Raw genomic sequence first — 26,335 nt, 5'->3', positions numbered from 1 at the left:
CGAACCTTTGGGCAAACGCTCACATCAAAATTCTCATCACTTTAATGAGCGTCTTGCACGACGCGAATGCGCGACCTATGGTCGAGGTAACTCGAAAATCGGAGGGCGTTACGATGGCGCCCAAGCGTCCCAAAGGTGCGGGCGCGTTCCCGAAGGCGGTCGAAAGCCCCGCGCCGGCAAGACCCGATCCAGATGCGTTGTATGCGGCGCTGGATCTGGGGACAAATAGCTGCCGCATGTTGATAGCCCAGCCCAAGGGCAGCGGGTTCCATGTGGTCGACAGCTTCTCGAAATCCGTGCAGTTGGGCGCGGGTCTTGAGAGAACCGGGCGTTTGTCCCGGTCGTCGATGGCGCGCACCATTCAGGCGCTGCGCATCTGCCAGCAAAAGCTGAAGCGCAATAAAGTCAAACGGATGCGACTGGTTGCAACCGAAGCCTGTCGTCGCGCCAAGAACTCACGCGATTTCATCCGGCAGGTGAAACGCGAAACCGGACTAACGCTTGAGATCATCCAGCCCGAGGAGGAGGCACGCCTTGCCGTGATCTCGTGCGCGCCGCTCGTTTCAACCAAGACCGAGCAACTGCTGGTCGTGGATATCGGCGGCGGGTCGACCGAATTGGTGTGGATCGACGTTTCCTCTGTTCCGCGCCGGGATCGGCCTGCGGCGATCATGCGCCTGCACAACGGCTTTCACACGGCCGAAAGCCCCTTTCCTGCAGCCAAGGTCGTGGACTGGATCAGTGTTCCGCTGGGCGTTGCGACCCTGCGGGACCAGTTCAACGATGTCGAAGACGATTCGGCCCGGTTTGCCCTGATGAGCTGGTTCTTTGAAGAAAACCTGGCCGATTTTGCCCCCTACAAGGATGAACAGGCGCGAGAAGGGTTTCAGATCGTCGGAACCAGCGGCACAGTGACAACCGTCGCTGCCTCCCACCTTGGTCTCAAGCGATATGACCGGACAAAAGTGGATGGTCTGCGCATGACCAGCGATCAGATTGACAAAGTGATACGCGGTTATCTAGAACTCGGCCCTCAGGGTCGACGCCGGGACCCGCGCATTGGCGATGACCGGCAGGCTCTGATAATGTCCGGCTCGGCCATCTTGCAGGCCCTTTTACGCTGCTGGCCCACCGACCGCCTTTCTGTGGCGGATCGTGGGCTGCGCGAAGGCCTGCTGTATGCACAAATGAGCGCGGACGGCGTATTGGAAGACGGACCGTTCTGATGGCGAAGACACCAACTGGCAAAAATACCTCGGGCCGCGGACAGCGCGACCTGAAGGTCAAGGTTAAGACTGCACGCGGGCGCAAGCTCAGCTCGACCCGCTGGCTCGAGCGGCAGTTGAATGACCCATATGTAAAGCGCGCAACTGCCGAAGGGTATCGCGGGCGCGCGGCCTATAAGATATTGGAACTGGACGACAAGTTTCGCTTTCTGGTCCCCGGCGCACGGGTCGTTGATCTGGGCTGCGCCCCCGGCGGCTGGCTACAGGTCGCCGTCAAACGGGTGAATGCGCTGGGCGAAAAAAGCGGCAAGCGGATCGGCACGGTTCTGGGCGTAGACCTGCAAGAGGTCGAGCCCGTGGCGGGTGCCACGGCCCATGTGCTGGACTTCATGGAGGACGACGCCGACCAGAAGGTCAAGGACTGGCTGGGCGGCAAGGCGGATGTGGTGATGTCGGACATGGCCGCCGCCTCATCGGGGCACAAGCAGACCGACCATTTGCGGATCATGGCACTGTGCGAGACAGCCGCTTATTTCGCTTTCGACGTGCTGGAAGAAGGCGGCACCTTCGTGGCCAAGGTCTTGGCAGGTGGCGCCGAGGGCGATCTGCAAAAGCTGCTGAAACAGAAATTCACCAAGGTGGCCAACGTAAAGCCACCTGCATCCCGGTCAGACAGTTCCGAGAAATTTGTTGTGGCTACTGGATTTAGGGGCAACTCTTAATCTTCAAGCGAAACTCGCTCTTCGGTCAGAACCTGCTCGCGCAAAGACGCCGCCGCGATACCCTGCAGCAGCAGAGCCTCTCCGTGATTTAGGTATTGCGGCTTGCGTGTGCGCAGGTCTTCAATGCGCTGAGACATTGATAGCGGCCGTTGCAGCTGCGATATGCGAACCGGTTTTCCAAACATTTCAAACCCCTTACCCGAGAAAGCTTCCACTCTTTCCGGTCTGGGTACCCCGAGAATTTGCCGTGAACATGGCTGAAAGCGGGTTTTACAATGCCAATTCAGCGCCCGATCTGAGCCTGCAGTTGCAGTAGTTCAGGATGGTTCGGAACCCGCAACAACCCTTGGGCAAGAACGTCTCGTGCAGCCTCGCCCCCTCGGTTCAGTTGAACAAGTTGAACCAATATCGGCCATGCTTCAGCACGCTGGGGGTCAAGGGTTATCACTTCGGTAAAGGCACGCTCGGCCGCTTTCGGATTGCGGAGCGTCAAAGCCATGCCACCCAGCACCATATGCGTTTCAGGAAAATCCAGACGGTTGGCAATCGCGCCCTGCCACTCGGACATACCCTGCCCGGCCCGCTCGCCTTGTTCACGAGTCAATGCCTGCGGCGGTATGGTCAGGAACTCTTTTGCCGCAGCGATCCGCACATTTCTGCGCGGGTCCGAAAGTAAGGGTTCCAATCGCAGCACCCGATCCGACATGCCTGCATGTCGTTGCAGCGGCGCTGCGTTTGCACGGACAATTGGATCGTCATCGGCCAGCAGAGCCACCGTCTGTGCCGCAATTTCGTCCGAGCCAAAATCCTGCAGCAAATAAGCCGCCGTTGCGCGAACGATACCCGCCTGCCCGCGATCGGTGGCGATTTCCAGCAATCCCGCAGGTCCGTCTGCACGGCCTGTCATCGCTTGCTGGAACGTTGTGCCATAATGTGCGCCACGGTGTTCCGACTGCGGAAACCATGCCTCAATCTGTTTCGCCGCCCATTCCTGATCTTTATCCTCGTGACAATCAGTGCAGGCATCTTCGCCAAGCCCCAAGTCAGGACGCGGGACGCGGAAACTATGATCGCGCCGACCGTCAACACCCATGTAAACACGCTCGATCATGTGGCATGACTTACACTGCGCACCATCGCTGCCGTCAGGATGGTGATGATGATCCGTCAAGTCGTACTCTTTTGCTTTCAAAGTCGGAAAGCGACTGTTCCCTGCGAGAGAATGACACTGGGTGCAGACCCCATTCCCTTCGGCCAGCAGAGTTGCGCTGTGGGGCTCGTGGCAATCCATGCACCCTACGCCTTGCGCGTACATCTTGGACTGCAGGAACGATCCATAGACATAAACTTCGTCCTGTATCTGCCCGTCGGGATGGTACAATCCCGGCCTCAGCACAGCGAGGTTGTAGGCATCGTGGTACGGAGTTCCGGGCAAGGGATTGCCGTCACCATGCGCTTCGCGGCGTGAATGGCATCCGGCACATTGCTGGATTTCAGCCTCGGTTTGGCCGCTGCCCCAATCCATGGTGAACCCGTATTCTGTCAGGTCGCTGCCAACGCTCTGACCTTTTGTCCAGTCGATATGGGCAGAGCCCGGACCATGGCATGCCTCACACCCGACGCCGATTTCTGATTGCGTTGATGCGTAACTGCGGGTCTGAGCATCATAGTTCTTTTCAAAACCAGTCGCATGACACTCTGCGCAGCGGGCATTCCAGTTCTTGTAAGGACCAGTCCAATGCAACCCGTCATCCGGGGGCAGGTCCTGATCGGGATAAAGGTGAAACCAACGCTTCTTCTCGGTATCCCAAACCACGTCAAAGCTCTGCAAACGGCCCGGCTCGGTTTCAAACAGATATTGCTGCAATGGCGCGATACCGACCACTGAATGTACATCATACTCGGTCGTTGCACCGTCTTTTTCGGTGACCCGAGCACGCAGGGCATTGTCATTGGAAAACTCGACGGACATGCCATCATGCTCAAACCTGGTGCCGTCAAAATCAGCGGCAACGTGACCGGCATCTGAGTTGGTCCACGCCAATGCGTGATGAGAACTGGCCCATGCGTCGGCTTCGGCCTGATGACACTCAGTACATTGATCCGAGCCGACATAGGTCGGGACCTGTGCCCAAGCGAACGACGGATAAAGCACGAATAGCCCGAATAGAAAGTGTCTCAATTCGCGGTCCCTTCGCCCGAATTTTGAAGGTCCATCAAAGCACCGTTAAATTCAGCACCCAGTATCAGGATCGCCGCGCATAGATACAGGAAGATCAAAGCCGCCATTGCCCCGGCCAATCCTGCATAGGTCGTGCTGTAAGTTGCAAACTGACCGATATAGATCGAGAACCCCCATCCCCCGGCAGCCCAGAGCGCCAGCGTAAGAACCACACCGGGCAGAATCTGCATCACGGAATGTCGGCGCGTCGGCAAAAGAAGATGCGCCAGGATCACGGTTCCGGCTGGCACTGCGACCGTGAACGTCCATCGCAGCCGGTCCACGGACAACCACTCTGACACGTTTACATCGGTTCTTTCGGACACAAGTTTTGTGTAAACCGGCAAGACCACTTCGACCGCAGCAATCGCCAAAATCGTGGCGCCACCGATTACCACCAACGCCAGACAGAACAGCCGGGTTTTCCAGAACGGCCAGCTATCGTGATCATGATACGCCTGATTCATCGCTGCACGAACGGCCACAACACCGTTGGATGCGAAGAACACTGCCAGCAAGCCCCCAATGGTTATGACGCCTGAACCGGACTGTTCCAGCACGGCCCGTAACTCGGCCACAATGGGATCGGCCACGTCTTGCGGCCAAGCTCCGAAGATTAGCTCAATCAGTTCGTTGGTGACATAATCCTGCGACAAAGATCCGGCCAAAGCCACGGTAAACAAAACGAACGGAAACAGAGCCAGCATGAGGGACATGGCGACATGACTGCTCATCACTAACCCGTTCTTGGCACCAAAGCGACCAAGGGCCAGCCACAGCGCCTGTAGAGGTCGGCCAAATAGGGGAATCACGTTCGCGTTCATGCCCAAACCCTACCCCGGCTCATGGGATGACAGAACCTCAAAACCAACATGAAGACAAATTAACCCGCACAAACACTTGGGTGCATTGCATAATCCGGCGCGGCTGTGCAGGATCGGTACAGAAAATCCAAATCGGGGTGATTTCAGCGCAGCGGCGGAAAAAAGATGCCTTTGGACCAAAAAGACACGTACACGACGCCCCGGCTGAAACTGGCCGTCGTCCGCGATACGGCCATTGTTGCCACGCTGACCGTGCTGGGCCTGTATGCCGGGTCTGCATTTCTAATCCCGTTGACGATGGCCTTGCTGATCAACGTGCTGATTATCGCACTCAGCGACCGCGTCATCTCGGTGACCCGCGCTCCTGTCTGGATCGCAAACGTAGCGGGCGTTACCATCGTTTTGGCCGGGTTGTTCATGATCATGTATATTCTAGGCAGTCAGGCGACCCAATTTGCACGATCCATCAGCGCCTATGAAAACCAGTTTGACGGGGCCGTCAGTCGGATCACGGGGCTGGTCGGCAATGACATTACCAAGTTCATCAGGGACAATCTGATCAGCATCGACATGTCCTACGTCGCGCGCGTTCTATTGGGCAGCGCCACCTCGCTGCTGAACCACTTTTTTCTGATAAGCCTTTATGTCGCTTTCCTCATGGCCGAACGTCTGGCCTTTCGCAAAAAGATACAGTTGGCAGCGGGAAACCCTCAGACCGGGGCCGAGTTCGCATCGGTGCTGGATGCGATTTCCTATAGCCTGCAGCGTTACGTCGGCGTCAAAACATTCATTAGCATAATTACGGCCGGGATCAGCTATTCGGTCTTCAAGATGCTGGGCCTTGAATACGCCGAGACATGGGCCGTACTTACCTTTGCACTGAACTTCATCCCCTCGATTGGATCAATCATTGCCGTGATCTTTCCGGCGATGATCGCTCTTGTTCAGTTCGATAGCATCGGGCCTTTCCTGATCATCGTGTTTGGCTGCGGAACGATCCAATTCCTGATCGGCAACTTTCTGGACCCCGCCATGCTGGGACGCTCGCTGAACATGTCCACGTTCCTCGTTATTCTGGCCCTGACCTTCTGGACGACCGTCTGGGGCATGATCGGAGCCTTTTTGAGCGTTCCGCTGACGGTCTGCATTCTTATCGTATTCAGCCACATTCCTGCGTTGCGCCCGATCGCAATTCTGATGTCACTGGACGGGCGATTGGGTGAAGACCAACGGCCAGGGCAAGACACGTAAGCAATGGGCCCCCTATTTCTCGGATCGGAAATCTATCGCCACTCGACATATGGGTCGAAACACCCGTTATCGATTCCGCGTGTCTCTACAGTTATGGACCTTTGCGAGGCGCTGAGATGGCTGCCCCCCGAAGCGTACCGGACCAGTCCCCGCGCAACGCCAAGCGCCCTTCAGATATTTCATACCCCTGACTATATCGCCGCGCTTCAGACCGCGGAAAAGACGCTTTCCGTGTCAGAAGAAACGCGCGAGAAATATGGCCTCGGTACAATTTCAAATCCAGTTTTCGCCGAGATGTACCGTCGGCCCGCAACAGCGGCGGGTGGTTCGATACTGGCGGCAGACCTGCTGCAAGACGGAGGGATCATCTACAATCCAGCCGGGGGCACCCATCACGGGCTTCATAACCGAGCAAGCGGATTCTGCTATCTGAACGATCCCGTGTTGGCGATCCTGACGTTCTTGAACGCGGGTTTGGAGCGTATCGTGTACGTGGATATCGACGCCCACCATTGCGACGGAGTCGAGGCCGCCTTTCACGGCTCTGACAAAGTCCGGATGATCTCGGTCCATGAGGCACGTCGCTGGCCCTTTACCGGCGCGCTTGAGGACACCGCAGGGGGTGCTGCGTTCAACCTTCCGGTCGCGCGGGGTCTAAATGATGATGAGTTCTACGCAATTCTGGATCAGGTGATCCTGCCCGCTGCGGCCGCATTTCGCCCACAGGCGATTGTCCTTCAATGCGGCGCGGACGCGGTCGCCGAGGACCCTCTGTCCCGTCTGACCCTCTCAAACAACGCCCATTGGCGCGCTGTAGCAAACCTTCGGGATATGGCACCCCGGCTTCTTGTTCTAGGCGGCGGTGGCTATAACCCGTGGTCAGTCGCCCGGCTGTGGAGCGGCGTCTGGGCGACGCTCAACAACATTGAAATTCCAGACAAATTGAACGCGCGAGCTCAGTCGGTGCTACGCGACCTGACATGGAACAGGGCTGCTGGGAAAAACCCACCCCAGCATTGGTTTGATACACTTCGCGATCCACCCAACAACGGCGAAATCCGGCCCGAACTGCTGGTTGACATTCAACGTCTTTCAAACCGGATTTCATAGTGGATCGGCAACTGAAGGGCTGATAACGTCCGATAATTACTGCATATTCCAGACCACTCGAATTCACCAAGGTCAAACATGCCTTTTCACGGCATCCAGCTTGCATTTGGACCCAAGAAAATGACTGCACTTGAACAAATAAACGACCTCAAGGCCCGAATGGGACAAGCCATCATCGGCCAGACCGAGGTCATTGACCGACTGATTATCGGCTTGCTGGCAAACGGCAACCTATTGATCGAAGGCTTGCCGGGGCTTGCCAAGACGCGGGCCGTCAAAGCGATGGCGCGCAACATGGACGCCAGTTTCAGCCGGATTCAGTTTACACCCGACCTTCTTCCATCAGACGTGACCGGCACCGAAGTGTATCTGCAAACCGAATCTGGCAGCACCTTTCGCTTCGATCCCGGCCCGATCTTCGCCAACATCGTTTTGGCGGACGAGATAAACCGAGCCCCCGCCAAGGTTCAGGCCGCGCTGCTCGAGGCGATGGAGGAACGACAGGTCACCGTCTCGGGCACCACGCATAAAATGGACCCGCTGTTCATTGTGATGGCAACGCAAAACCCTATTGAGCAAGAGGGCACCTACCCCCTGCCCGAAGCGCAAATGGACCGGTTCCTGATGCACGTCCAGATCACCTATCCTCCGGTCGAGGACGAGGTCGAAGTCATACGTCTGGTCCGAAACGAAGAAATCGCAGCCGGTGGCGGATCGGCAGGCGAACACTCTGCCCCAATACCACAAGACGCCGTCTTCGCAGCGCGGTCCGAAATTGGCCAAGTCCACGTCTCGGACGCGATGGACAGATATATGGCCGATCTTGTGCAGGCGACCCGCACACCAGAAAACCTCAGCGATGAGCTTGCGGAATGGATTGAGATCGGAGCCAGCCCCCGTGCGTCATTGGCGTTGGACAAATGCGGGCGTGCTCATGCTTGGATGAATGGACGCGATTATGTCGATCCCGCCGACATTCGTGCCATTGCCCATGACGTCTTTCGCCACCGCATCTCCCTAAGTTTTGAAGCGCAGGGAAGTGCCAAGACAGCCGATGATGTCATTGCCGAAATCCTGCGTCTTGTGGCCTTGCCGTAAGAGGTGACCTTGGCGCAGACAGCCACATATCCCCTAGACCCACGCATCCATGTGGATGCCGAGCACCTATTGCGATTGGGTCCAAAATCGCGAGCGCTGAGCCTTTTGCCCCGGCAACCTGCGCGGTCAATCCTGAACGGGCGTTACGCGTCTCGCTTGCGCGGTCGCGGACTGAACTTTGAAGAATTGCGCACATATTTGCCGGGTGACGACATTCGTACAATCGACTGGAAGGTCACCGCACGTACCGGCGAACCGCATGTCAGGGTTTATACAGAAGAACGGGATCGGCCCGCCCTTTTACTGGTCGACCAGCGCGTGTCGATGTTCTTTGGAACCAGAGAATATACAAAGTCGGTTGTCGCGGCCGAAGCAGCCGCCATTGCCGCGCACCGCGTTCTGCGACAAGGGGACCGCGTCGGGGGCATCGTCTTTGGCGACACGGATCTGGCCGAGCATCGACCAAAAAGACGCGCAGTCGCTTTGTCTCGGTTCCTGTCCTCAATCGGGGCGCTGAATTGTGGACTGAGCGCATCTTCACACCCGAACCCGACGGTGGCGCTTAACGATGTACTCAAGCAAGCGGTCGCGCTTGCCCACACAAATGCTCTGATTTGCGTTTTTTCAGATTTCGACGGCCTGAACGAAGATTCCGAGCGCCTTTTCAGCAAGTTGTCGCGCTCAAACGATCTAATTCTGTTCAACGTCTTCGACCCAAGCTCACAAGTATTGCCCAGGGATGTGAAGCTCACGGTTTCGGATGGTATTAACCAGATCGAAATAGACAGCTCAGCCCCTGACATGTCCGACCGGATCAAATCCGCGCTGGAAAACAGGCTGTCTCGGTTGAACTTGTGGTCGCGCCGATATGGGTTCCCGATTGTCCCCCTGACCACGTCCGAAGCTGCGCTGGATCAGTTGCTCAGGCTTTTTGGCCATCCAAGGGGGGCGCGATGAACCCTGATGTCGAAGGCAAATCGCTGGTTGAACTGCTGGACATGCTCGCGCCCGCACCCTCGCCCGACCCTGTTTCCATGCTTCCGCAGACGTGGGGTTGGGTGGTTCTGAGTATTTTCTTGGCGGCTGGTATCGTTTTTGTCACCTACAGATACCGTCGGCATCGTCTGGCAAACGCGTATCGACGCGCTGCTCTCGTCGAGCTTGAAGATATTGGCGACGATACTGCAAAGATTGCGGAACTGCTCCGGCGCACAGCACTGGCGGCTTACCCGCGCGAAACCATCGCCAGCCTCTATGGGCATGATTGGCTGAACTTCCTCAACCAAGCCGTTGATAAAAAACTGTTTACCAACCCAAACAGCCAAGCATTGCTAACGGCTCCCTACGCCGTAGGTACGTCAAACGCCGAAGTCGCAAAACTTGCTCGGGATTGGATTAAGTTCCACAAGGTGGAAAGGAGAGGCTGATGTACTCATTCGCCGCACCTTGGGTCTTTCTACTGTTGCCTCTGCCCGTGCTGGTATATTGGGTTGTTCCTCCACGAGAAGAAAAGGTAAACGCAACGCGCATCCCCTTTTTTCGCCATGTTGCAGAGGCGGCGGGAATTGAACCAAAGACCGGCTCGATTGTTTTGAAGCGCACGTGGGCACAGTCATCGGTGGCTATCTTGGTTTGGGTTCTGTTGATCACAGCCCTGTCCCGCCCGGAAAAGCTGGCCGAGCCGGTGGTGATTGAAAAATCAGCCCGAGACGTAGTGCTGGCTCTCGACATTTCAGGATCTATGGATCAGCGCGATTTCACGTCAACCGAAGGATCCCCAAAGCAACGATTGGCAGCCGTAAAGGATGTTCTGCGTGAGTTCATCAACGACCGTCAGGGGGACCGGATGGCGCTGATCATCTTTGGAACCCGTGCTTTTGTGCAGGCTCCATTTACCGAAGATCTACAAAGTTTGAAAGGGTTCCTGGACCAAACTCAAGTTGGCATGGCAGGCCCGAATACGGCCCTCGGCGACGCCATAGGGCTTGGCATCCGCCTTTTTGACTCCAGCGAAGTCGATCAGCGCCTGATGATCGTTCTGAGTGACGGAGCCGATACATCGAGCCGCATGACACCAGTCAACGCTTCTTCAATCGCTGCGGAAAAAGGCGTCGTCATATACACGGTCGGGGTTGGTGATCCCAATGCAACCGGTGAAGATCGCGTGGACCTGCAAGCCTTGCAGGACATCGCACGCGCGACGGACGGACAGTATTTCTTTGCCGATGATGAAACCGCGCTCGCGCAGGTCTATCAACAGATAGATGAGCAAAACCCGCGCGTTGTAGAAATTCAAAGCTACCGGCCACGCGATGACCTGGCGCATATTCCCCTCATTATTGCCCTTGTATTGATTTTGCTCAGCTCTGCTGGCTTTCATTATTCCCATCGCTATCGGAGCACCCAATGATTGATGCTCTGACAGAATTTCATTTTATCCGAACAGCTTGGCTTCTGTTGTTGATACCGATTGCGGTTCTTTGGTGGCTTATACGTCCGAAAGCCAAGGGACCACGTGACCTTCCCTCTGGCATAGCGCCTCATCTTGCCAAAGCCTTGCAACTGGGCGCAGAGGATCAAAGGCGCGTCTATCCAGCGGACATCGTGATGTTCATCGCGGTACTGCTCACTTTGGCGGCCGCTGGGCCGACGTGGTCGCGCGCGCCGAACCCCCTGGTCGCGGACACAGCACCATTGGTTATCGCGCTAAAGGTGACGGACAGCATGGACAGCGCCGATCTGTCCCCCTCGCGCCTGGAGCGCGCAAAGTACAAGATATCGGATATGATCAACTTGCGATCTGGCGCAAGAACAGCCCTGATCGCCTATGCAGGAACATCGCACCGTGTCGCGCCACTGACAGAGGATGCCAATATCCTTCGGCCACTGCTGGAAGGACTAACCCCTGCCGTGATGCCCAAACAGGGGGACGCTGCCGCCGACGCATTGGCAATGGCTCAAGACATACTGGCGGACTCTGACACGCCCGGCGCTGTCTTGTTTGTGCTGGATGACATCGAGCCGTCTCAGATTCCCGAAATGCAAGATGCCACGACGGACCTGCTGTTCCTGACAATGCTGCCAGACGGGGACCGGATCGTTCAGTTGGACACTTTGAAAAACGCTACAGTGGTTCCGTTTTCAACAGGTGATCAGGACATAACCCGGCTGCATCGAAAAATTCAGACGTCTTACGTCAACGCACTGGATGAGGAAGACCAGCTCGACTGGCAAGACAAGGGATGGATATTGGTCTGGCCGGCCGCGCTGTTGTCACTTCTGTGGTTCAGGCAAGGATGGGTCATCCGATGGGCGCTTTTGCTTCTGTTCGTCGTGCAACCCTCTGGGCCAGCTTTTGCGCAAGGATGGCGGGACTGGTTTCTCACACCAGACCAGCAAGGCCAGATCGCAATGGACAGAAAAAATTACTCTCAAGCCGCAGAGCTTTTCCAAGACCCCTACCATAAGGGATATGCGATGCTAAAGGCAGGGCAGTACCCAGAGGCGGCCGAGGTTTTTTCAACTATGAACACACCAGAGGCCGCTTTTGCCGAGGGCATGGCCCGCATAAGAAACCGAGAATACCGCCCGGCAATTTCTGCCTTTGAAACCGCACTGGAACGACGCCCGGGCTGGCCCGAAGCTCAACACAACCTAGTCGTTGCCAACGCTATTCTGGAGTTCGTAGAAACCACACGTGAGCAATCAGATACGGGCGAAGAAGCCGGCATCGGGGCTGACGACACCGTTTTCGACAATGAAGATGCACGTGGTCAGGACACAACTGTGCAGGCGCAGAGCGAAGGTGCCCAACCCATGTCTGCCGACCAATGGATCAGCGCAATCGACACCGATATGCAGGACTTTCTCAAAAATCGGTTCCTGTTGGAAAATCAGGTTCAGTCACAATGAGATACGTCTTGATACTCATCTTGGCTTTGGTCCCATCCGTCGCCTTTTCGCAAGCGTCACCGACGATACAGCCTTTGGTTTCCATGGACACCCCGGAAGGTGAAGTTATCGTCGGACAACCCACTATTGTTCGCATGAAGGTCTTGGTGCCGACATACATGCCGTCACCGCCAATATTTCCCACTCTGGAACAGGAAAATCTTCTGGTTCGCTTGCCCGAACGCGCGTCCGGCCCTGTCAGCGAGACAATCGACGGGGAAACATGGTCAGGTGTCCAGCGCAGTTATCGCCTTTATCCTTTGCGGTCCGGCACGATTGATCTGGGGCAGTTGGATATTGCGGTCACATTTGCCGATCCCGACAGCAATGAACCGGTTGAGGTTACCGTCTCGCTTCCCCAAACGACTATCAATGCTGTGGTTCCGAAAGCAGCCTCAACACTGAACCCGTTGATAATTGCGACAGGCTTCACCGTCGAGCAAGAGCTTGAAGGCGCGCCAGAATTACAGGCCGGAGGATCAATCACGCGCCGGCTCACCGCTCGGATTTCCGGGACAACACCCATCTTAATACCCGCTTTGATCCCGGAAAATCAGGATGAACTGCTACGGGCCTATCCAAAAGAACCGCGCTTTACGGAAACCGAAGATCGCGGGGTTCTTTCAGGGCAGCGGATAGATGAAGTGGTATATTTGGCCCAGTCCGGTGGAACCACGCAGCTTCCAGCGGTTGTTTTTGAATGGTTCAATCTGGGGACCAATCAGGTTGAAACGATCCAAATACCGTCTGTGGACCTGAAATTACAGGCGCCTGAACCCGCGCCAAGGGATCCTCAGGACGTTCTAAGGGCATTGGCATGGTCAGCACTCATTGGGGTGTTGGCTTGGGCAGGGCTGCGATGGACCGTGCCACGTTTTCGCGATGTTCGCGAAGCGCGCAGGCGCGCGTATCAGGCATCATCTCAGTTTGCCCTTGCCCAGTTGAGGCACGCGCTGAAATCGCAGGACTTATCCGCCGCATACTCTGCGTTAGAACTCTGGAAGACTCGCAGCGAAAACAAAACGGACCTGAGCGTTATTGAAGCAGCATTGACCCAAATCGGCGCTTCGCTTTACGCGCCAAATTCAACAGAACAAAAGGCTGATTGGTCTGCAGCAATCGCCGCGCTGGATCACCTTAAGAACACACCACTGAACGACACCTCACCGCTGCCGCCCCTCAACCCTTAGCGATCAATTTTGACAGTTCGCGATCAATGCCCTTCTGTCCTTCAACAATACGCGGCCATAACCGACCTCGACCAAACCCAGATCAGCCAGCCGGTGCAGGCTTCGATGCAGCGTCGGCTGGGAAACGGCGATCATCTCGGCCAACTCCTCTTGCGACACATCAATCCAGCCGTCTGACTTGGAAGTGCCCTCATCCAGATGAAGCAAGCGCAGAGCTAGTCGTTTTTCTGTTCCGGTGACGACCAGATTGGCCATGATGCGCAGTGCCGTTTGCATATTTTCCTGGGTCAGCGCATAGAAGTCCCGGATATAGTGAGGGCTTTCCTGCACCAGCTTGGCGATACGAGTGTTCGGGAAAAATAGAGAACGGGTTTTCTGCGTGGTTAAAACGCTGACCAATCTGGGCGTGTCCGCGAACAATGCGAGATCGCCAACCCAGAAACCCGCGCCTTCGCGATGAATGACGAACTCCTGCCCGTCATCGGCTGGAACGGTGATTTGAACCCCGCCGCTTAGTACGGCAAAAATTCCGTTGACCGCGTCACCATGGTGATACAGCGCCTCACACGCATCAAAGCACTTTGCGATCCCGCACTCCAACAAGTCACGCTGAAACGCAGCCGAGCGATTGCTGAACCACCCACCATTTCGCAAGGCTTTAAGATTATTGGCTTTGTCAAACATTAGAAATTTCCAAACTTATCAATTGATAAGTTTTTAGCACAAATCATGGCCTATGCTAAACCCGTTCGATTCCCGCTGCTACGCATTTTCACAGCTCATAGTCGAACCACCTTTCAGGTAGCGTTTTAAGCAACTTAGCGCACCAAATTTAAGTATGTATCAAGGGGCCATGCTGGTCCCCTCAAATCGGGAGAAAACCATGTCACCACCACGTTTAACGGCGGACAATTGGCGCAGAAGATTGCGTCGAGTTGCTGCGGCTACCGTCGCAGTTGCGCTGGCGATTCCCGCGTGGGCGCAGGACCAAAAGCCCAACATTCTGGTGATCTGGGGCGACGATATCGGTCAATCCAATATCTCGGCCTACACAATGGGTTTGATGGGCTACCAGACACCCAATATCGACCGCGTCGCGAAAGAAGGAATGATCTTTACCGATTACTACGGGGAACAATCCTGTACGGCTGGTCGATCCTCATACATCATGGGGCAGTCGGTTTTCCGGACCGGACTGTCCAAGGTGGGTTTGCCGGGCGCTGATCTTGGCATGCAGGTCGAAGATCCGACCATCCCTGGGCTGCTGAAGGATCACGGCTATGTCACCGGTCAATTCGGTAAAAACCACTTGGGCGACAAAGATGAACACCTTCCGACAAACCACGGTTTTGATGAGTTTTTCGGGAACCTGTACCATCTGAACGCAGAGGAAGAGCCTGAAAACGAAGACTATCCGGGTGACACGGTGCTTGCCGATGGTCGCACCTTCCGCGAGGCCTATGGCCCGCGTGGGGTGATCAAGTCAAAGGCCGACGGTACCATCGAGGACACCGGCCCGCTGACAAAAAAGCGCATGGAAACGGTGGATGATGAAACCGTTGCCGCAGCGATCGACTTCATCAAGCGCGCGCATGAGCAGGGTCAGCCCTTCTATGTCTGGTGGAACGGGACGCGCATGCACTTCCGGACCCACGTCAAGGACGAGATGCGCACGCAAGCCAACGAAATCATTGGCGGAGTGGCTGACGAATACACCGCAGGCATGATCGAACACGACATGCACGTGGGTCAGTTGCTTGATCTGCTGGATGAGCTTGGCATCGCCGACAACACCATTGTGCACTATTCAACCGACAACGGCCCCCATATGAACACGTGGCCTGACGCGGCGGCGACGCCCTTCTGGGGTGAAAAGAACACCAACTGGGAAGGTGGATGGCGTGTGCCGTCGATGGTGCGTTGGCCCGGTAAGATCGAAGCCGGATCGGTGACCAATGAAATCGTTCACCACATGGACTGGCTCCCGACCTATCTGGCCGTTGCCGGTGATCCCGAAATCAAGGACAAGCTGAAGGCAGGATACAGTTCCTCTGGCATGGGCCGCGACTACAAGGTGCATCTGGATGGCTACAACATCCTGCCCCTACTGACCGGAGAGGCCACAGAAAGCCCGCGCAAGGAAATCTTCTATTTCTCAGACGATGGTGACCTGACAGCGTTGCGCTTTGAGGACTGGAAACTGATCTTCCTTGAGCAGAAAGCCTGGGCAACGCTGCGTGCGTGGATGGAGCCTTGGACCGAGCTGCGCATTCCTTTGATCATCAACCTGCGCCGCGACCCATATGAACGCGCGTATCGGACATCCAACACCTACTATGATTGGTTGCTGGACCGTGCGTACTTCTTGGTGCCTGCGCAGCAGTATGTCGGGAACTTCCTTGCAACGTTCCAGGAATTCCCACCTCGCCAGAAGGCGGCCAGCTTCAACCTGGATCAGGTGATGGAGAAACTGACCACGCCGACAAGCAACTAAGGCCAGATCACAACACGCAAGGGGCCGCCATGCACTTGGCGGCCCTTCTCAGATGTTATTTGAGGTTAGGGAAATTCTTATGAAGGCCGCTCTATTTGCCACGTTCCTTTCTGTAACGGCGACGGCCCTGGTCGCGGACCCGTTACCCAGCTGGGATGATGGAGACTCCAAGTCCGGGATCGTCAACTTCGTCAGTGCGGTGACGGATCCGAACCACGCGGACTACGTAACACCTGCCGAGCGGATTGCGGTTTTCGACAATGACGGCACTCTCTGGGCCGAGCAGCCGGTCTATTTTCAGTTGATCTTTGCCATGGATCGACTTGAAGAACTTGCAAAAACGGACCCATCTATCCTGAGCACCCCAATACTGGAAGCTGCGGCCAAAGGTGATGTCCAGGCCATTGCCGAAGGGGGCCACGAGGCATTGATCGAGGTGATAAATGCCTCACACGCTGGTACCAGCGTAGATGATTTTCAGGCTTCGGTGGCTGACTGGCTACAAACAGCTCGCCACCCTGACACGGGCCTGCCTTACGACCAAATGACCTATCAACCGATGGCAGAGCTGCTGCGATACCTCCGCGACGAAGGCTTTAGCACCTATATCGTGTCCGGCGGCGGCCTGCACTTCATGCGCGTTTTCGCCGAAGACGCATACGGTATTCCGCCCGAGCAAGTGCTTGGGACATATACTGACACCACCTATGACTCCATCGACGGCACGCCCACAATTGTGAAGTCACCCGGAATTGCGTTCATCGACGATAAAGAGGGAAAACCGATCAATATCGAACGCACAATAGGTCGACGTCCCATTTTTGCGGCCGGTAACTCGGATGGCGATTTCGCGATGTTGGAGTGGACGACCGCTGGGGACGGCCCTCGTCTTGGGGTGCTGATCCATCACACCGATGCTGAGCGCGAATGGGCCTATGATCGCGAAAGTCCGATTGGAAAACTTGTGGACGGGCTGGACAAAGGTCCCGACATGGGATGGATCATCGTTGATATGGCGAAGGATTGGAAACGCGTCTACACTGGTGCGAACTAGGTAGAACAGAGACTGATAACCCCATGTGGACACTGCTTGTTTCCGCGTTCATCTTTTTCCTCTACGTGACCGCCATTGTCTTTGCGATCCGGGCGGCTCAGACGGCGCGTACGCCGCAGGGCGCGGTTGGCTGGGTGGTCTTGTTGATCTCTGCTCCGGTGTTCGGCGTGCCGCTATATCTGTTCCTTGGCCACCATCGGTTTCGCGGCTACCGCATCGCGCGCAAGCAAAGCGAAACCGTGGTCGAGGGCATCAAGACATTCGCCGACTTCTCAAAACCTGATCCCGAAACCATGCAAGTGAACCCAAAGCCGTTTGAGGCGCTGGCGCATTTGCCCGTATCTCGCGGAAACGGGGCCGAGTTGCTGATCGACGGTCAGGCCACGTTCGACTCAATTTTTGAGGCGATCGACGCCGCACAGACCTATATCCTGATCCAATTCTACATTGTGCGCGATGATGCGTTGGGCCAGCAACTTCAAGAAAAGCTGATCGCAGCAGCCGAACGCGGTGTAAGTGTGCGCTTCATGACGGACGCGGTCGGCAGCTATGGCCTGCCAACAGCCTATCTGGACAGCCTGCGCGCTGCGGGGGTTGAGATCGCCAATCCACGCGACCGGCGCGGTCCGCAATACAGGTTTCAGCTCAACTACCGAAACCACCGGAAAACGGTGATTATTGACGGGGAAACCGGCTTTATTGGCGGTCACAACGTGGGTGTCGAGTATCTGGGACAGGATTCGCATTTCGGCCATTGGCGGGACACTCACATCAAGATGTCCGGCCATATCGTCCGTCAACTGCAGCTTATCTTCTGTGAAGACTGGCACTGGGCGCACGAGGAGGATTTGATCGACCGGTTAGATTGGGCCGGAACAGAATCCGAGCAGAACATGAACGCCTTGCTGGTGGCCACCGGACCCGGCGACGAGACCGAGACTGGCGCGATGATGTTTTTTGCAGCGATCGCAGCGGCGAAGGACAGAATCTGGATTGCATCGCCGTATTTTGTGCCCGACATCGACATCATGACGGCATTGCAACATGCCGCATTGCGCGGCGTAGATGTGCGGATACTGGTGCCTGACGTGATAGACCACCGCCTACCCTGGCTGGCGGCTTTTGCCTATTTTGACGAGATCCGTGAATGCGGTGCACGCGTCTTTCGCTATACCAACGGGTTCATGCACCAAAAGGCGTTTGTCGTGGACGACACCATTGCTGCTGTGGGTACAACAAACTTGGATAACCGCTCTTTCCGGTTGAACTTTGAGGCAATGGCCCTGTTCTTCGACGAACGTGCAGCACAGGCTGTGGACAATATGTTAAAGGCAGACTTCAAAGACTGCTACGAGCTAGAGCTCAATTTGCCCGAGCAACCCGCCTTTATCCGCTTTGGCTCACCACTGGCGCGGCTATTTGCCCCTATCCTCTAGGACATCAATTCCTCTTTGAAGACTTGGGTCATCAGGGCAACCATAAAGGCCGTCGACAACCCAAAGGCCAGCAAACCCGTGACGGATGCAAACGCGCCAAAAATGCGCAGGTCCTCACCCAATACAATGTCGCCATATCCAAGCGTCGTGAAGGTCACCAATGAAAAGTACAGGGCCGAGTTCCAGTCCGGCAGGGTTTCCCCTAGCACCCACACAATAGCCCAAATCCAAACCTGGAACGTGTGAATCGCAATGATGAACACAAGAGCCACACAAATTGGAGCCGCGATCGTGAAGAACCGTTTGCTGTTTTCCAACTTCAGGGACATCACCCGGATCGTCTGAGTACACCAGGTCAGCAGAGCTAGCTCGATCAGAAAGCAGATGCCAAGGTAAACACTGCCCCAAAGTATCTGCTGCGCTAAGGTCATCAATTTGTTTCTCTCGTCATAGTCAGGGAAAGTCGCGCCAGAATGACGGTTTAGGCCAAAGGTCACAACCCCGCGTCGACTGCTGCGACGAATGGAAACGAATCCGCGTCCATACTGGACAGCAGCCCGCCAGGGCTCACATTGTTGCAAGTACGACCCGAGGCGTTCTCATGCTGTTGAAAATAGAAAATGTTCAGAAATCCTACCCCGGAGGACGCCCTGTCCTGCGCGGCGTCTCTCTTGAGCTGGACAAGGGGCAAACGCTTGCACTCACCGGTGAAAGCGGCAGCGGGAAAAGCACGCTACTGAACCTTGCCGCAGCACTGGACAGCTTCGATGGCGGAGAGATCACGCTGGACGGAACTAGTCTGTCCGGGCTGGATGATCCCGGTCGCGCCACGCTACGCCGGCAGAGCGTTTCTTTGGTTTTCCAGCAATTCAACCTGATACCGTCTTTGACCGTCGCGCAGAACTTGTCCTTTCACGCGCGTCTTGCTGGCAGGCTGGACGAGGCATGGATAACGCATCTTGCGGACAGGCTGGGTCTAGCGGACTTGCTGGATCGCTACCCCGAAAGTCTGTCAGGCGGCCAACAGCAGCGGGTTGCGATCGGGCGCGCCATGGCTGCGCAACCTCAATTGCTGCTTGCGGACGAACCGACTGGAAATCTGGATGAAACCGCCAGCGCGACTGTTCTGGACCTGATGCTGTCCCTCGTTGCCGAAACCGGGGCTGCGCTGCTGCTAGTCACTCATTCACTGGACATTGCCGCACGGCTGGATCGACAGGCGCATTTGTCCGGCGGGTATATCGCATGACTGCGGCAATCATTCAGGCGCTGCTGTCTCACTGGCGACGGCACCGCCTGCAACTTGCGACCCTGTTGATCGGGATTGCGCTGGCAGCCGGCCTCTGGTCAGCGGTGCAGGCCATCAATGCCGAAGCCCGGGCAAGTTATCAGCGCGCCAACGATCAGCTTGCGCTGGGGCAGCACGATGAACTGAGGAATCCAACTGGTCCCATCACGATCGACCGGTATGTGTCATTGAGGCGCGCCGGATGGCAGGTCGCGGCCGTGTTGGAAGACACCACACGCATCGCAGGCCGCAGCATCCGCGTCATGGGCGTTGACATGGTCGCCTATCCAGCGCTGCCTGCTGTCACGCGCATTGAGCAAAGCGCCACCCCACCGGACCCTGCTGACATACTGACAGCCCCCGGTCGGTTGCTGGCCTCACCCGAATTGGCGCGGTTTTTGGACAGCCAACCCGGACTGCCGCCGGTTCTGACAAGCCCTGACCTTCCCCCTGATCTGATCCTGACAGATATTGGCGTGGCCGAGGTAATGCTGGACAGGGCAGGTCAAATCTCAAGGCTGATCATTTTGCCTGATCAACCACGGGCGCTTCCTGCAATCGCCTCGATTGCGCCAGAGCTGGAGCGGGTCGAGGCGTCGTCGCAACTGGACACGGCGCAACTGACTGACAGTTTCCACCTGAACCTGTCGGCCTTTGGGCTGCTGTCCTTCGCGGTAGGCCTGTTCATCGTGCATGGAACGGTCGGGCTGGCCTTTGCGCAGCGTCGCGGAATGATCCGAACGTTGCGGGCGCTTGGCGTTTCCATGCGGCGACTGGTCTGGGTGATCCTTCTGGAGCTATCTTTGCTGGCGCTGATCGGCGGGTTGGCAGGGTTGGTGCTTGGGTATTTTCTGGCAGGTGCTCTCTTGCCCGATGTCGCCGCGACACTGCGCGGGTTGTATGGCGCCCCGGTGAGCGGCGAAATTGCGCTACAGCCGAAATGGGCTTTGGCAGGATTGGCGATGGCTCTGGGCGGAACGCTGCTGGCCAGTGGCCATGGTCTGATCCGTCTGTCCCGTATGCCCCTGCTGTCCGGTGCCGGAGTGCAAGCATGGCGGGCAGCCACCTTAAACGGGCTTGCCACGCCGCTTTTGGGTTTGTCGGTAATTCTCGTTGGCGTCATTGTGCAACTCATCATCGGTGGATTGGTCGCCGGGTTTACACTGGTTGCTGGCTTACTGCTGGGTGCGGCACTGCTTTTGCCGTCCTTGCTCTCGTTAGTGATTTCGGGTTTTCAACGCTTTGCCAAAGACCCCATAGCCCAGTGGATCTGGTCGGATATGCGCGCGCAGTTGCCGGGCCTATCCCTAGCGTTAATGGCACTACTATTGGCGCTAGCGGCCAATATCGGGGTTGGAACAATGGTTTCCAGCTTTCGCCTGACCTTCACCGGCTGGCTGGATCAACGCCTGACGTCCGAGCTGTACCTGACGGCAAAAGACGATCAACAGGGACGCGAAATATCGGAATGGCTGGCACCGCAAGTGGACGCCATTCTGCCAATTCGCAGCGTGGAACTGGCGCATCCCAGCGGGCCACTTTTTCTGTACGGGGTCGTCGACGATCAGACGTACCGCCAACATTGGCCTCTGATCGCTTCGGGTGCGGATGTCTGGGATCGCGTGAATGTGGGCAACGCGGTGCTGATCAATGAACAACTCGCCCGCCGACAAGACCTGTGGCCCGGAGATGATCTTACCTTCAACCGCGAATACACGTTGCCGGTTGCTGGCGTGTACTCTGATTACGGCAATCCTACGGGGCAAGCCATTGTCTCGATGACGCGGTTGGATCAAATCGCGCCGGGGGCTGAGACGCGGCGTTTCGGAATACGCGTGCCCCCCGACAGGGCAACGAAACTTGCACAGGAATTGCGGGACAGATTTGAGCTGCCAAGGCAGGCCGTGGTCCAGCAGGCCGCGATGAAAGCACAGTCCATGGCCGTCTTTGAGAAAACCTTTGTGGTCACTTCTGCGCTCAATGTGCTGACGCTGGGTGTCGCCGGGTTCGCCATTCTGACCAGCTTGCTGACCCTGTGGACCCAACGCTTGCCTCAGATTGCCCCCGTCTGGGCCTTGGGCCTGACCCGCGCCAGACTCGCGCAGTTTGAGCTGCTGCGCAGCGTGTTGCTGGCGGCGATGACTGCGATCATTGCGCTGCCCCTTGGCTTGGTTCTGGCCTGGACCCTTCTGGCCATCATCAATGTCGAGGCATTTGGCTGGCGCTTGCCGATGTACCTGTTTCCCGCAGATTGGGTTCGATTGTTCCTTCTGACCTTGCTGGCGGCTTTGGTTGCAGCGGCTTTACCCGCCTTGCGCTTATTGCGCCTGCCTCCGGCTGACTTGCTAAAGGTGTTTGCCAATGAGCGTTAAATCGTGGCTATTGATCCTTGTTCTGCTGTTTCCGTCGTTCGTGCGGGCCCAAGGATATGCAGGGCTGGGGGGATCGGCTGAAGGGTTCGACATTCCGCAGCCGGGATACCAATTCCAGTTTCCGCAGGATCACGGCCCACATCCGTCCTTTCGCATAGAATGGTGGTACCTGACGGCAAATCTGACCGGAGAAGACGGGCGGCCCTACGGTATTCAATGGACGCTGTTTCGTTCTGCCCTCAAACCCCAAGAAACCGAGGGCTGGCAAAGCCCCCAGATATGGATGGGGCACGCGGCCATTACGGCCCCAGATCATCATTACTTTGCCGAAAGACTGTCGCGCGGCGGCATCGGGCAGGCTGGTGTCACGGCGCAACCGTTCGAGGCTTGGATCGACGAATGGCACATGCGCGGCCCAGATATGGGCAACCTGTCCCTTTCCGCCAATGGAGGCAATTTCGGATATGACCTGAGCCTCAACGCTCAGGGTCCGTTGGTGTTTCACGGTGACCAAGGCTATTCGGTCAAATCGGCGGATGGACAAGCCAGCTACTATTACTCACAGCCATTCTTCACGGTCGAGGGCACGTTGCACCTGCCGGCTCAGGATATCGCGGTCACCGGACAAGGCTGGCTGGATCGCGAATGGTCATCGCAACCTCTGGCAGCAGATCAAAGCGGATGGGACTGGTTTTCGCTGAGCTTCGATGATGGGAACAAACTGATGGCGTTTCGTCTGCGAGGGGATCGTGGGGACTTTACCGCCGCGACCCTGATCTCGGCGGACGGAGAGACAACCGCCCTGCCCGACGGTTCTGTCACATTCAGCCCGCTCGAGACGTCCTCGGTCGCTGGCCGCACGATCCCGACCCACTGGCGTGTGATGCTGCCTGACCGAAACCTTGATGTCGAAGTGTCCGCGCTGACGCCCGAGGCTTGGATGGCGACAAGATTTGAGTATTGGGAAGGCCCGGTCACGATCTCGGGCAGCCACTCGGGGCGTGGATACCTTGAGATGACGGGATACTGACCCCTAACGCACGACGTATACCGAGACCGTCGAATGCCGCACGACCCGCGCGGCGTTCGGCCCCAGCAAATAATCCTTCAGGTCCGGTTTATGCGCGCCAATCACGATCAGATCGCTGCCCGCACTCTCAGCCGTTTTCAGGATTTCCTGATAAGCCGTTCCCGTTGCGACAACATGGCGGATTTTCTCGTTCCGCTCTTTGCCAACCGCTGCGACGCACATCTCGACCAGTTTGGAATGCGCTTCTTCCATCGCCTTGTCGTGAAAATCCGGTTGGAAAAACCCGGAAACCCAGCTTTCTCCGAAATCCGGAAGCACCGTTACCACATCCAGTTGCGCATTCTCCTGATCCGCCAGAGCCGCGGCTGTGTTCAAGACATTGGTATCCAATTCGCCGTTACTGATGTCGACGGCACAAAGCACCGAGTTCGTCATGCGGGCACCTCTTGTCTGGCGGCTCGGCCGCGTTGCAGGAATGCGATCAGACCCAGAAGGATCAAAGCGGGAATGTAGATCAGTTGCTTGGGCGGCTGGCTGGACGGCAGATTGACCGAGGTCAGGCGCACTGCCTCGTCCCCGTAATAGTCGAACATATCCAGCTCATCCGCCACAGGCGTGCCAAACAGCGGCTCCTCTAACTTGATCAAGCCGTCCTCCTCGAACAGAAGCAAGCCCATGGCATCGACCCTTGCCTCGCCGCCTTCCTCACTGCCGACCGAGACGACAACGGTTGTGTCTGTCATCTCAAGCGTGTCGAAATCCGGGCCGCTGACGACCATGCGCACTTCGGTTCCGGGCGGTGTCTGCCCGATGGTTTCCACAAATGCCGCAGGCTCGACCGAAGTATAAGGCGGCGCGATGCGGTCCATGAAATAATCCGGCCTGAACAACGCAAAGGCCACAGCGATCAGGGCGATGCTTTCATAGATCCGGCTGTGGGTCAGGAAATACCCCATTGTTCCCGCAGTGAAGACAAGGATCGCGATGGTCGCGAATATGGCGACGATTATCCCTTCAACCCAGGTCACGTCGATCAACAGCAAGTCGGTGTTGAAGATAAACACAAACGGCAGCGCAACGGTCCGCAGGCTGTAGAAGAACGCGGTGAAACCGGTCTTGATCGCATCGCCGCCAGATACGGCGGCGGCGGCGAAACTGGCCAGACCCACGGGCGGTGTCACGTCAGCCATGATGCCAAAGTAGAACACAAACAGATGCACGGCGATCAGCGGCACGATCAGCCCGCTCTGCGCACCCAGCTCAACGACAACCCCGGCCATTAGCGAGCTGACAACGATATAGTTCGCCGTGGTCGGCAGACCCATGCCAAGGATCAAGCTCAGCAGACCGACCATCACCAGCATCAGGATCAGGTTGCCGCCCGACAGGAACTCGACCAGATCGGCCATGACCTGCCCCACGCCGGTCAGCGTCACAGTGCCCACAATCACACCCGCCGTGGCCGTAGCCAGAGCGATCCCGATCATGTTGCGCGCGCCGTCGATCAGCCCCTGCCAAAAGTCGGCGACCCCATCGACGAATGAGTTGGAAAGATCGCTCTGCCCCCTGAAAATCGCCTTGAGCGGCTTTTGCGTCAGCAGAATGACAAACAGCAACGCGGTTGCCCAGAACGCTGACAGGCCAGGTGATTTCTGTTCGATCATCAAGAAGTAGACCAGCACAATGATCGGAAGAAGATAGTGCAGACCCGCCTTGTAGATATCGGCGATCACCGGCAACGTCACCTCTTTGGCGTTCGGATCGTCTGGCTCAAGATCCGGCACTTGCGCGGCCAGGTACAGCAAACCAACATAGATCAAGCAGACAACGATGCTGAGGATAAGACCCGCCGCTGACGGCGCCCAGCTTGTCACGGCCTCGACCGGGAATTGCGAGCCGTAGCAGAGCCCGGCAAATATCAGGAAGAACGACAGCATTCCGACGACGGTTCGGGCCAGATGCACGTCGCGGTCGCCCAGCGTGGGCATGTTCCGCTTCACGGCTTCAAGGTGGACGATATAGACCAAGGCGATGTAAGAAATCGCCGCAGGCAGGAAGGCGTGGGTGATCACCTCGACATAGGAAATTCCCACATATTCCACCATCAGGAAGGCGGCAGCGCCCATAACAGGCGGCATGATCTGACCGTTCACGGATGAGGCAACCTCGACCGAGCCCGCCTGTTCGCTACTAAAGCCCACACGCTTCATCAACGGAATGGTGAACGTGCCCGTGGTCACCACATTCGCAATCGACGAACCCGATATCAGACCGGTCGCGGCCGAACCCACAACGGCTGCTTTGGCCGGTCCGCCGCGCAGGTGGCCCAATGCACCGAACGCCATCTTGATAAAGTAATTCCCTGCCCCGGCCTTATCCAGCAAGGCTCCGAAAAGTACGAACAGGAACACGAATTTGGTGGAAACCCCTAGCGCAATGCCGAACACGCCCTCGGACGTGATCCACATATGGCTCATCGCTTTTTTCAGGCTTGCACCCTTCCAGCGAATAACTTCGGGCACCCAATCGGATGAGCCGAAAAACACGTAGGCCAGAAAAATCGTCGCGATAATCGCCATCGCCGGACCAAGCGCACGTCGAGCGGCCTCGAACAGAAGCAATAGGCCGACCAGAGCGACCCACTTGTCCGTGTCATCAGCAAGACCACCGGCATCGACAATCTTGTTATAAAAGAAATACCCATAAAGGGCGACGAATGCCCCCAGAACGCCCATAATCCAATCTTGAACCGGGATGTAGTCGCGCGGACTGGACCTTAGGGCTGGATAGGCTGCGAATGCGAGGAACATCGCAAATGCCAGATGAAACTGGCGCGCATTGTTCACGACACTGCCCGGCAGGACATAGTTGGCCAGGGGCGAGGCCAGAACGACCTGAAAAATCGACCAGATCGCAGCGACAATAGCCAGAAATATCCCGACTTTACCGACCGGGTTTCGTCCACCTGCATCGGAAGATGCAACGAGGTCCTGCAGCTCTTCTTCTGACAGTGGGCGATTGGATTGTGTGTCGGAACTCATGAAAATTCTCCCCGTCGCGGACTTTTT

At 56.8% G+C, this 26,335-nt stretch carries 23 protein-coding genes; 16 read left to right on the top strand and 7 right to left on the bottom strand.

Features of this window, described 5'->3' with window-relative positions:
- Positions 1-113: 113 nt before the first annotated feature.
- Positions 114-1,226 carry a Ppx/GppA phosphatase family protein gene (locus tag ACR0KS_RS08860; protein ID WP_170389311.1) on the top strand — a complete coding sequence of 371 codons (1,113 nt, stop codon included), beginning with the start codon at positions 114-116 and terminating at the stop codon, positions 1,224-1,226.
- Complete coding sequence (locus ACR0KS_RS08855) at positions 1,226-1,948, top strand: RlmE family RNA methyltransferase (protein ID WP_170389256.1); 723 nt, start codon at positions 1,226-1,228, stop codon at positions 1,946-1,948. The genes ACR0KS_RS08860 and ACR0KS_RS08855 overlap by 1 nt, the downstream gene beginning before the upstream one ends.
- Here the strand turns inward: ACR0KS_RS08855 and ACR0KS_RS08850 are convergent.
- The 3 genes from ACR0KS_RS08850 to ACR0KS_RS08840 all read right to left on the bottom strand — a co-directional run bounded on the left by ACR0KS_RS08850 (position 1,945) and on the right by ACR0KS_RS08840 (position 4,993).
- Complete coding sequence (locus ACR0KS_RS08850) at positions 1,945-2,085, bottom strand: hypothetical protein (protein WP_170481963.1); 141 nt, start codon at positions 2,083-2,085, stop codon at positions 1,945-1,947. The two genes, ACR0KS_RS08855 and ACR0KS_RS08850, sit on opposite strands and share 4 nt — an antisense overlap.
- A 146-nt stretch (positions 2,086-2,231) precedes the next feature.
- The gene (locus ACR0KS_RS08845; protein ID WP_170566834.1) at positions 2,232-4,130 is read right to left on the bottom strand and encodes a multiheme c-type cytochrome; all 1,899 of its coding nucleotides are present in this window, start codon (positions 4,128-4,130) and stop codon (positions 2,232-2,234) included.
- Positions 4,127-4,993, bottom strand: a complete 867-nt coding sequence (locus tag ACR0KS_RS08840; RefSeq protein WP_170566835.1) for a YihY/virulence factor BrkB family protein — start codon at positions 4,991-4,993, stop codon at positions 4,127-4,129. The genes ACR0KS_RS08845 and ACR0KS_RS08840 overlap by 4 nt, the downstream gene beginning before the upstream one ends.
- 165 nt (positions 4,994-5,158) lie before the next feature.
- Here ACR0KS_RS08840 and ACR0KS_RS08835 point away from each other — a divergent pair, with 165 nt between their 5' ends.
- The 8 genes from ACR0KS_RS08835 to ACR0KS_RS08800 all read left to right on the top strand — a co-directional run bounded on the left by ACR0KS_RS08835 (position 5,159) and on the right by ACR0KS_RS08800 (position 13,593).
- Complete coding sequence (locus tag ACR0KS_RS08835; RefSeq protein WP_170566837.1) at positions 5,159-6,244, top strand: AI-2E family transporter; 1,086 nt, start codon at positions 5,159-5,161, stop codon at positions 6,242-6,244.
- A gap of 3 nt (positions 6,245-6,247) precedes the next feature.
- Entirely contained in the window at positions 6,248-7,354 is a 1,107-nt protein-coding gene (locus ACR0KS_RS08830; RefSeq protein ID WP_170566839.1) for an acetoin utilization protein AcuC, read from the top strand.
- Positions 7,355-7,474: 120 nt separating this feature from the next.
- Positions 7,475-8,452 carry an AAA family ATPase gene (locus ACR0KS_RS08825; protein WP_170566841.1) on the top strand — a complete coding sequence of 326 codons (978 nt, stop codon included), beginning with the start codon at positions 7,475-7,477 and terminating at the stop codon, positions 8,450-8,452.
- Positions 8,453-8,455: 3 nt separating this feature from the next.
- Positions 8,456-9,409, top strand: coding sequence for a DUF58 domain-containing protein (locus ACR0KS_RS08820; RefSeq protein WP_480693172.1), 954 nt, complete (start codon positions 8,456-8,458; stop codon positions 9,407-9,409).
- Positions 9,406-9,879, top strand: coding sequence for a DUF4381 domain-containing protein (locus ACR0KS_RS08815; protein WP_170566844.1), 474 nt, complete (start codon positions 9,406-9,408; stop codon positions 9,877-9,879). The genes ACR0KS_RS08820 and ACR0KS_RS08815 overlap by 4 nt, the downstream gene beginning before the upstream one ends.
- Positions 9,879-10,862 (top strand): VWA domain-containing protein, encoded by a 984-nt coding sequence (locus ACR0KS_RS08810; RefSeq protein WP_170566846.1) that lies wholly within the window; start codon positions 9,879-9,881, stop codon positions 10,860-10,862. Before ACR0KS_RS08815 ends, ACR0KS_RS08810 begins: the two co-directional genes overlap by 1 nt.
- On the top strand, positions 10,859-12,364 hold the full coding sequence (locus tag ACR0KS_RS08805; RefSeq protein WP_170566848.1) for a VWA domain-containing protein: 1,506 nt from the start codon (positions 10,859-10,861) through the stop codon (positions 12,362-12,364). Before ACR0KS_RS08810 ends, ACR0KS_RS08805 begins: the two co-directional genes overlap by 4 nt.
- Positions 12,365-12,372: 8 nt before the next feature.
- Complete coding sequence (locus ACR0KS_RS08800) at positions 12,373-13,593, top strand: hypothetical protein (protein ID WP_480693171.1); 1,221 nt, start codon at positions 12,373-12,375, stop codon at positions 13,591-13,593.
- Between the two features lie 3 nt (positions 13,594-13,596).
- On the opposite strand, the gene ACR0KS_RS08795 is transcribed toward ACR0KS_RS08800, so the two are convergent.
- Entirely contained in the window at positions 13,597-14,277 is a 681-nt protein-coding gene (locus ACR0KS_RS08795) for a Crp/Fnr family transcriptional regulator (protein WP_170481932.1), read from the bottom strand.
- Between the two features lie 199 nt (positions 14,278-14,476).
- Between ACR0KS_RS08795 and ACR0KS_RS08790 the strand changes: the two genes are divergently transcribed.
- From ACR0KS_RS08790 to cls, 3 genes are all read left to right on the top strand, one after another.
- Entirely contained in the window at positions 14,477-16,087 is a 1,611-nt protein-coding gene (locus tag ACR0KS_RS08790; protein ID WP_170566850.1) for an arylsulfatase, read from the top strand.
- A 79-nt stretch (positions 16,088-16,166) separates the two neighbouring features.
- Positions 16,167-17,141: an HAD family hydrolase gene (locus tag ACR0KS_RS08785; RefSeq protein WP_170566851.1), complete on the top strand. Its 975-nt coding sequence runs from the start codon at positions 16,167-16,169 to the stop codon at positions 17,139-17,141.
- Positions 17,142-17,164: 23 nt separating this feature from the next.
- Positions 17,165-18,577 (top strand): cardiolipin synthase, encoded by a 1,413-nt coding sequence (gene cls, locus ACR0KS_RS08780; protein WP_170566852.1) that lies wholly within the window; start codon positions 17,165-17,167, stop codon positions 18,575-18,577.
- Here cls and ACR0KS_RS08775 read toward each other — a convergent pair.
- Positions 18,574-19,008, bottom strand: coding sequence for a potassium channel family protein (locus tag ACR0KS_RS08775; protein ID WP_170389241.1), 435 nt, complete (start codon positions 19,006-19,008; stop codon positions 18,574-18,576). The two genes, cls and ACR0KS_RS08775, sit on opposite strands and share 4 nt — an antisense overlap.
- Positions 19,009-19,178: 170 nt before the next feature.
- Between ACR0KS_RS08775 and ACR0KS_RS08770 the strand changes: the two genes are divergently transcribed.
- From ACR0KS_RS08770 to ACR0KS_RS08760, 3 genes are read left to right on the top strand one after another with little or no spacing between them, the layout of a single operon-like run.
- Positions 19,179-19,826: an ABC transporter ATP-binding protein gene (locus ACR0KS_RS08770; RefSeq protein WP_170566853.1), complete on the top strand. Its 648-nt coding sequence runs from the start codon at positions 19,179-19,181 to the stop codon at positions 19,824-19,826.
- A complete protein-coding gene (locus ACR0KS_RS08765) occupies positions 19,823-22,237 on the top strand; it encodes an ABC transporter permease (RefSeq protein WP_170566854.1) in 2,415 nt (804 codons plus the stop codon). Before ACR0KS_RS08770 ends, ACR0KS_RS08765 begins: the two co-directional genes overlap by 4 nt.
- Complete coding sequence (locus tag ACR0KS_RS08760; protein ID WP_170566855.1) at positions 22,227-23,267, top strand: lipocalin-like domain-containing protein; 1,041 nt, start codon at positions 22,227-22,229, stop codon at positions 23,265-23,267. The genes ACR0KS_RS08765 and ACR0KS_RS08760 overlap by 11 nt, the downstream gene beginning before the upstream one ends.
- Positions 23,268-23,270: 3 nt before the next feature.
- Here the strand turns inward: ACR0KS_RS08760 and ACR0KS_RS08755 are convergent, their stop codons facing one another.
- The gene (locus ACR0KS_RS08755; protein ID WP_170566856.1) at positions 23,271-23,702 is read right to left on the bottom strand and encodes a universal stress protein; all 432 of its coding nucleotides are present in this window, start codon (positions 23,700-23,702) and stop codon (positions 23,271-23,273) included.
- Positions 23,699-26,308 (bottom strand): TRAP transporter permease, encoded by a 2,610-nt coding sequence (locus tag ACR0KS_RS08750; RefSeq protein WP_170566858.1) that lies wholly within the window; start codon positions 26,306-26,308, stop codon positions 23,699-23,701. The genes ACR0KS_RS08755 and ACR0KS_RS08750 overlap by 4 nt, the downstream gene beginning before the upstream one ends.
- Positions 26,309-26,335 lie beyond the last annotated feature (27 nt).

It is taken from the genome of Ruegeria sp. BC7 (assembly GCF_056539165.1).
Note: the sequence above shows the minus strand (reverse complement) of the source record. Positions and strands in the feature narration are given on the sequence as shown.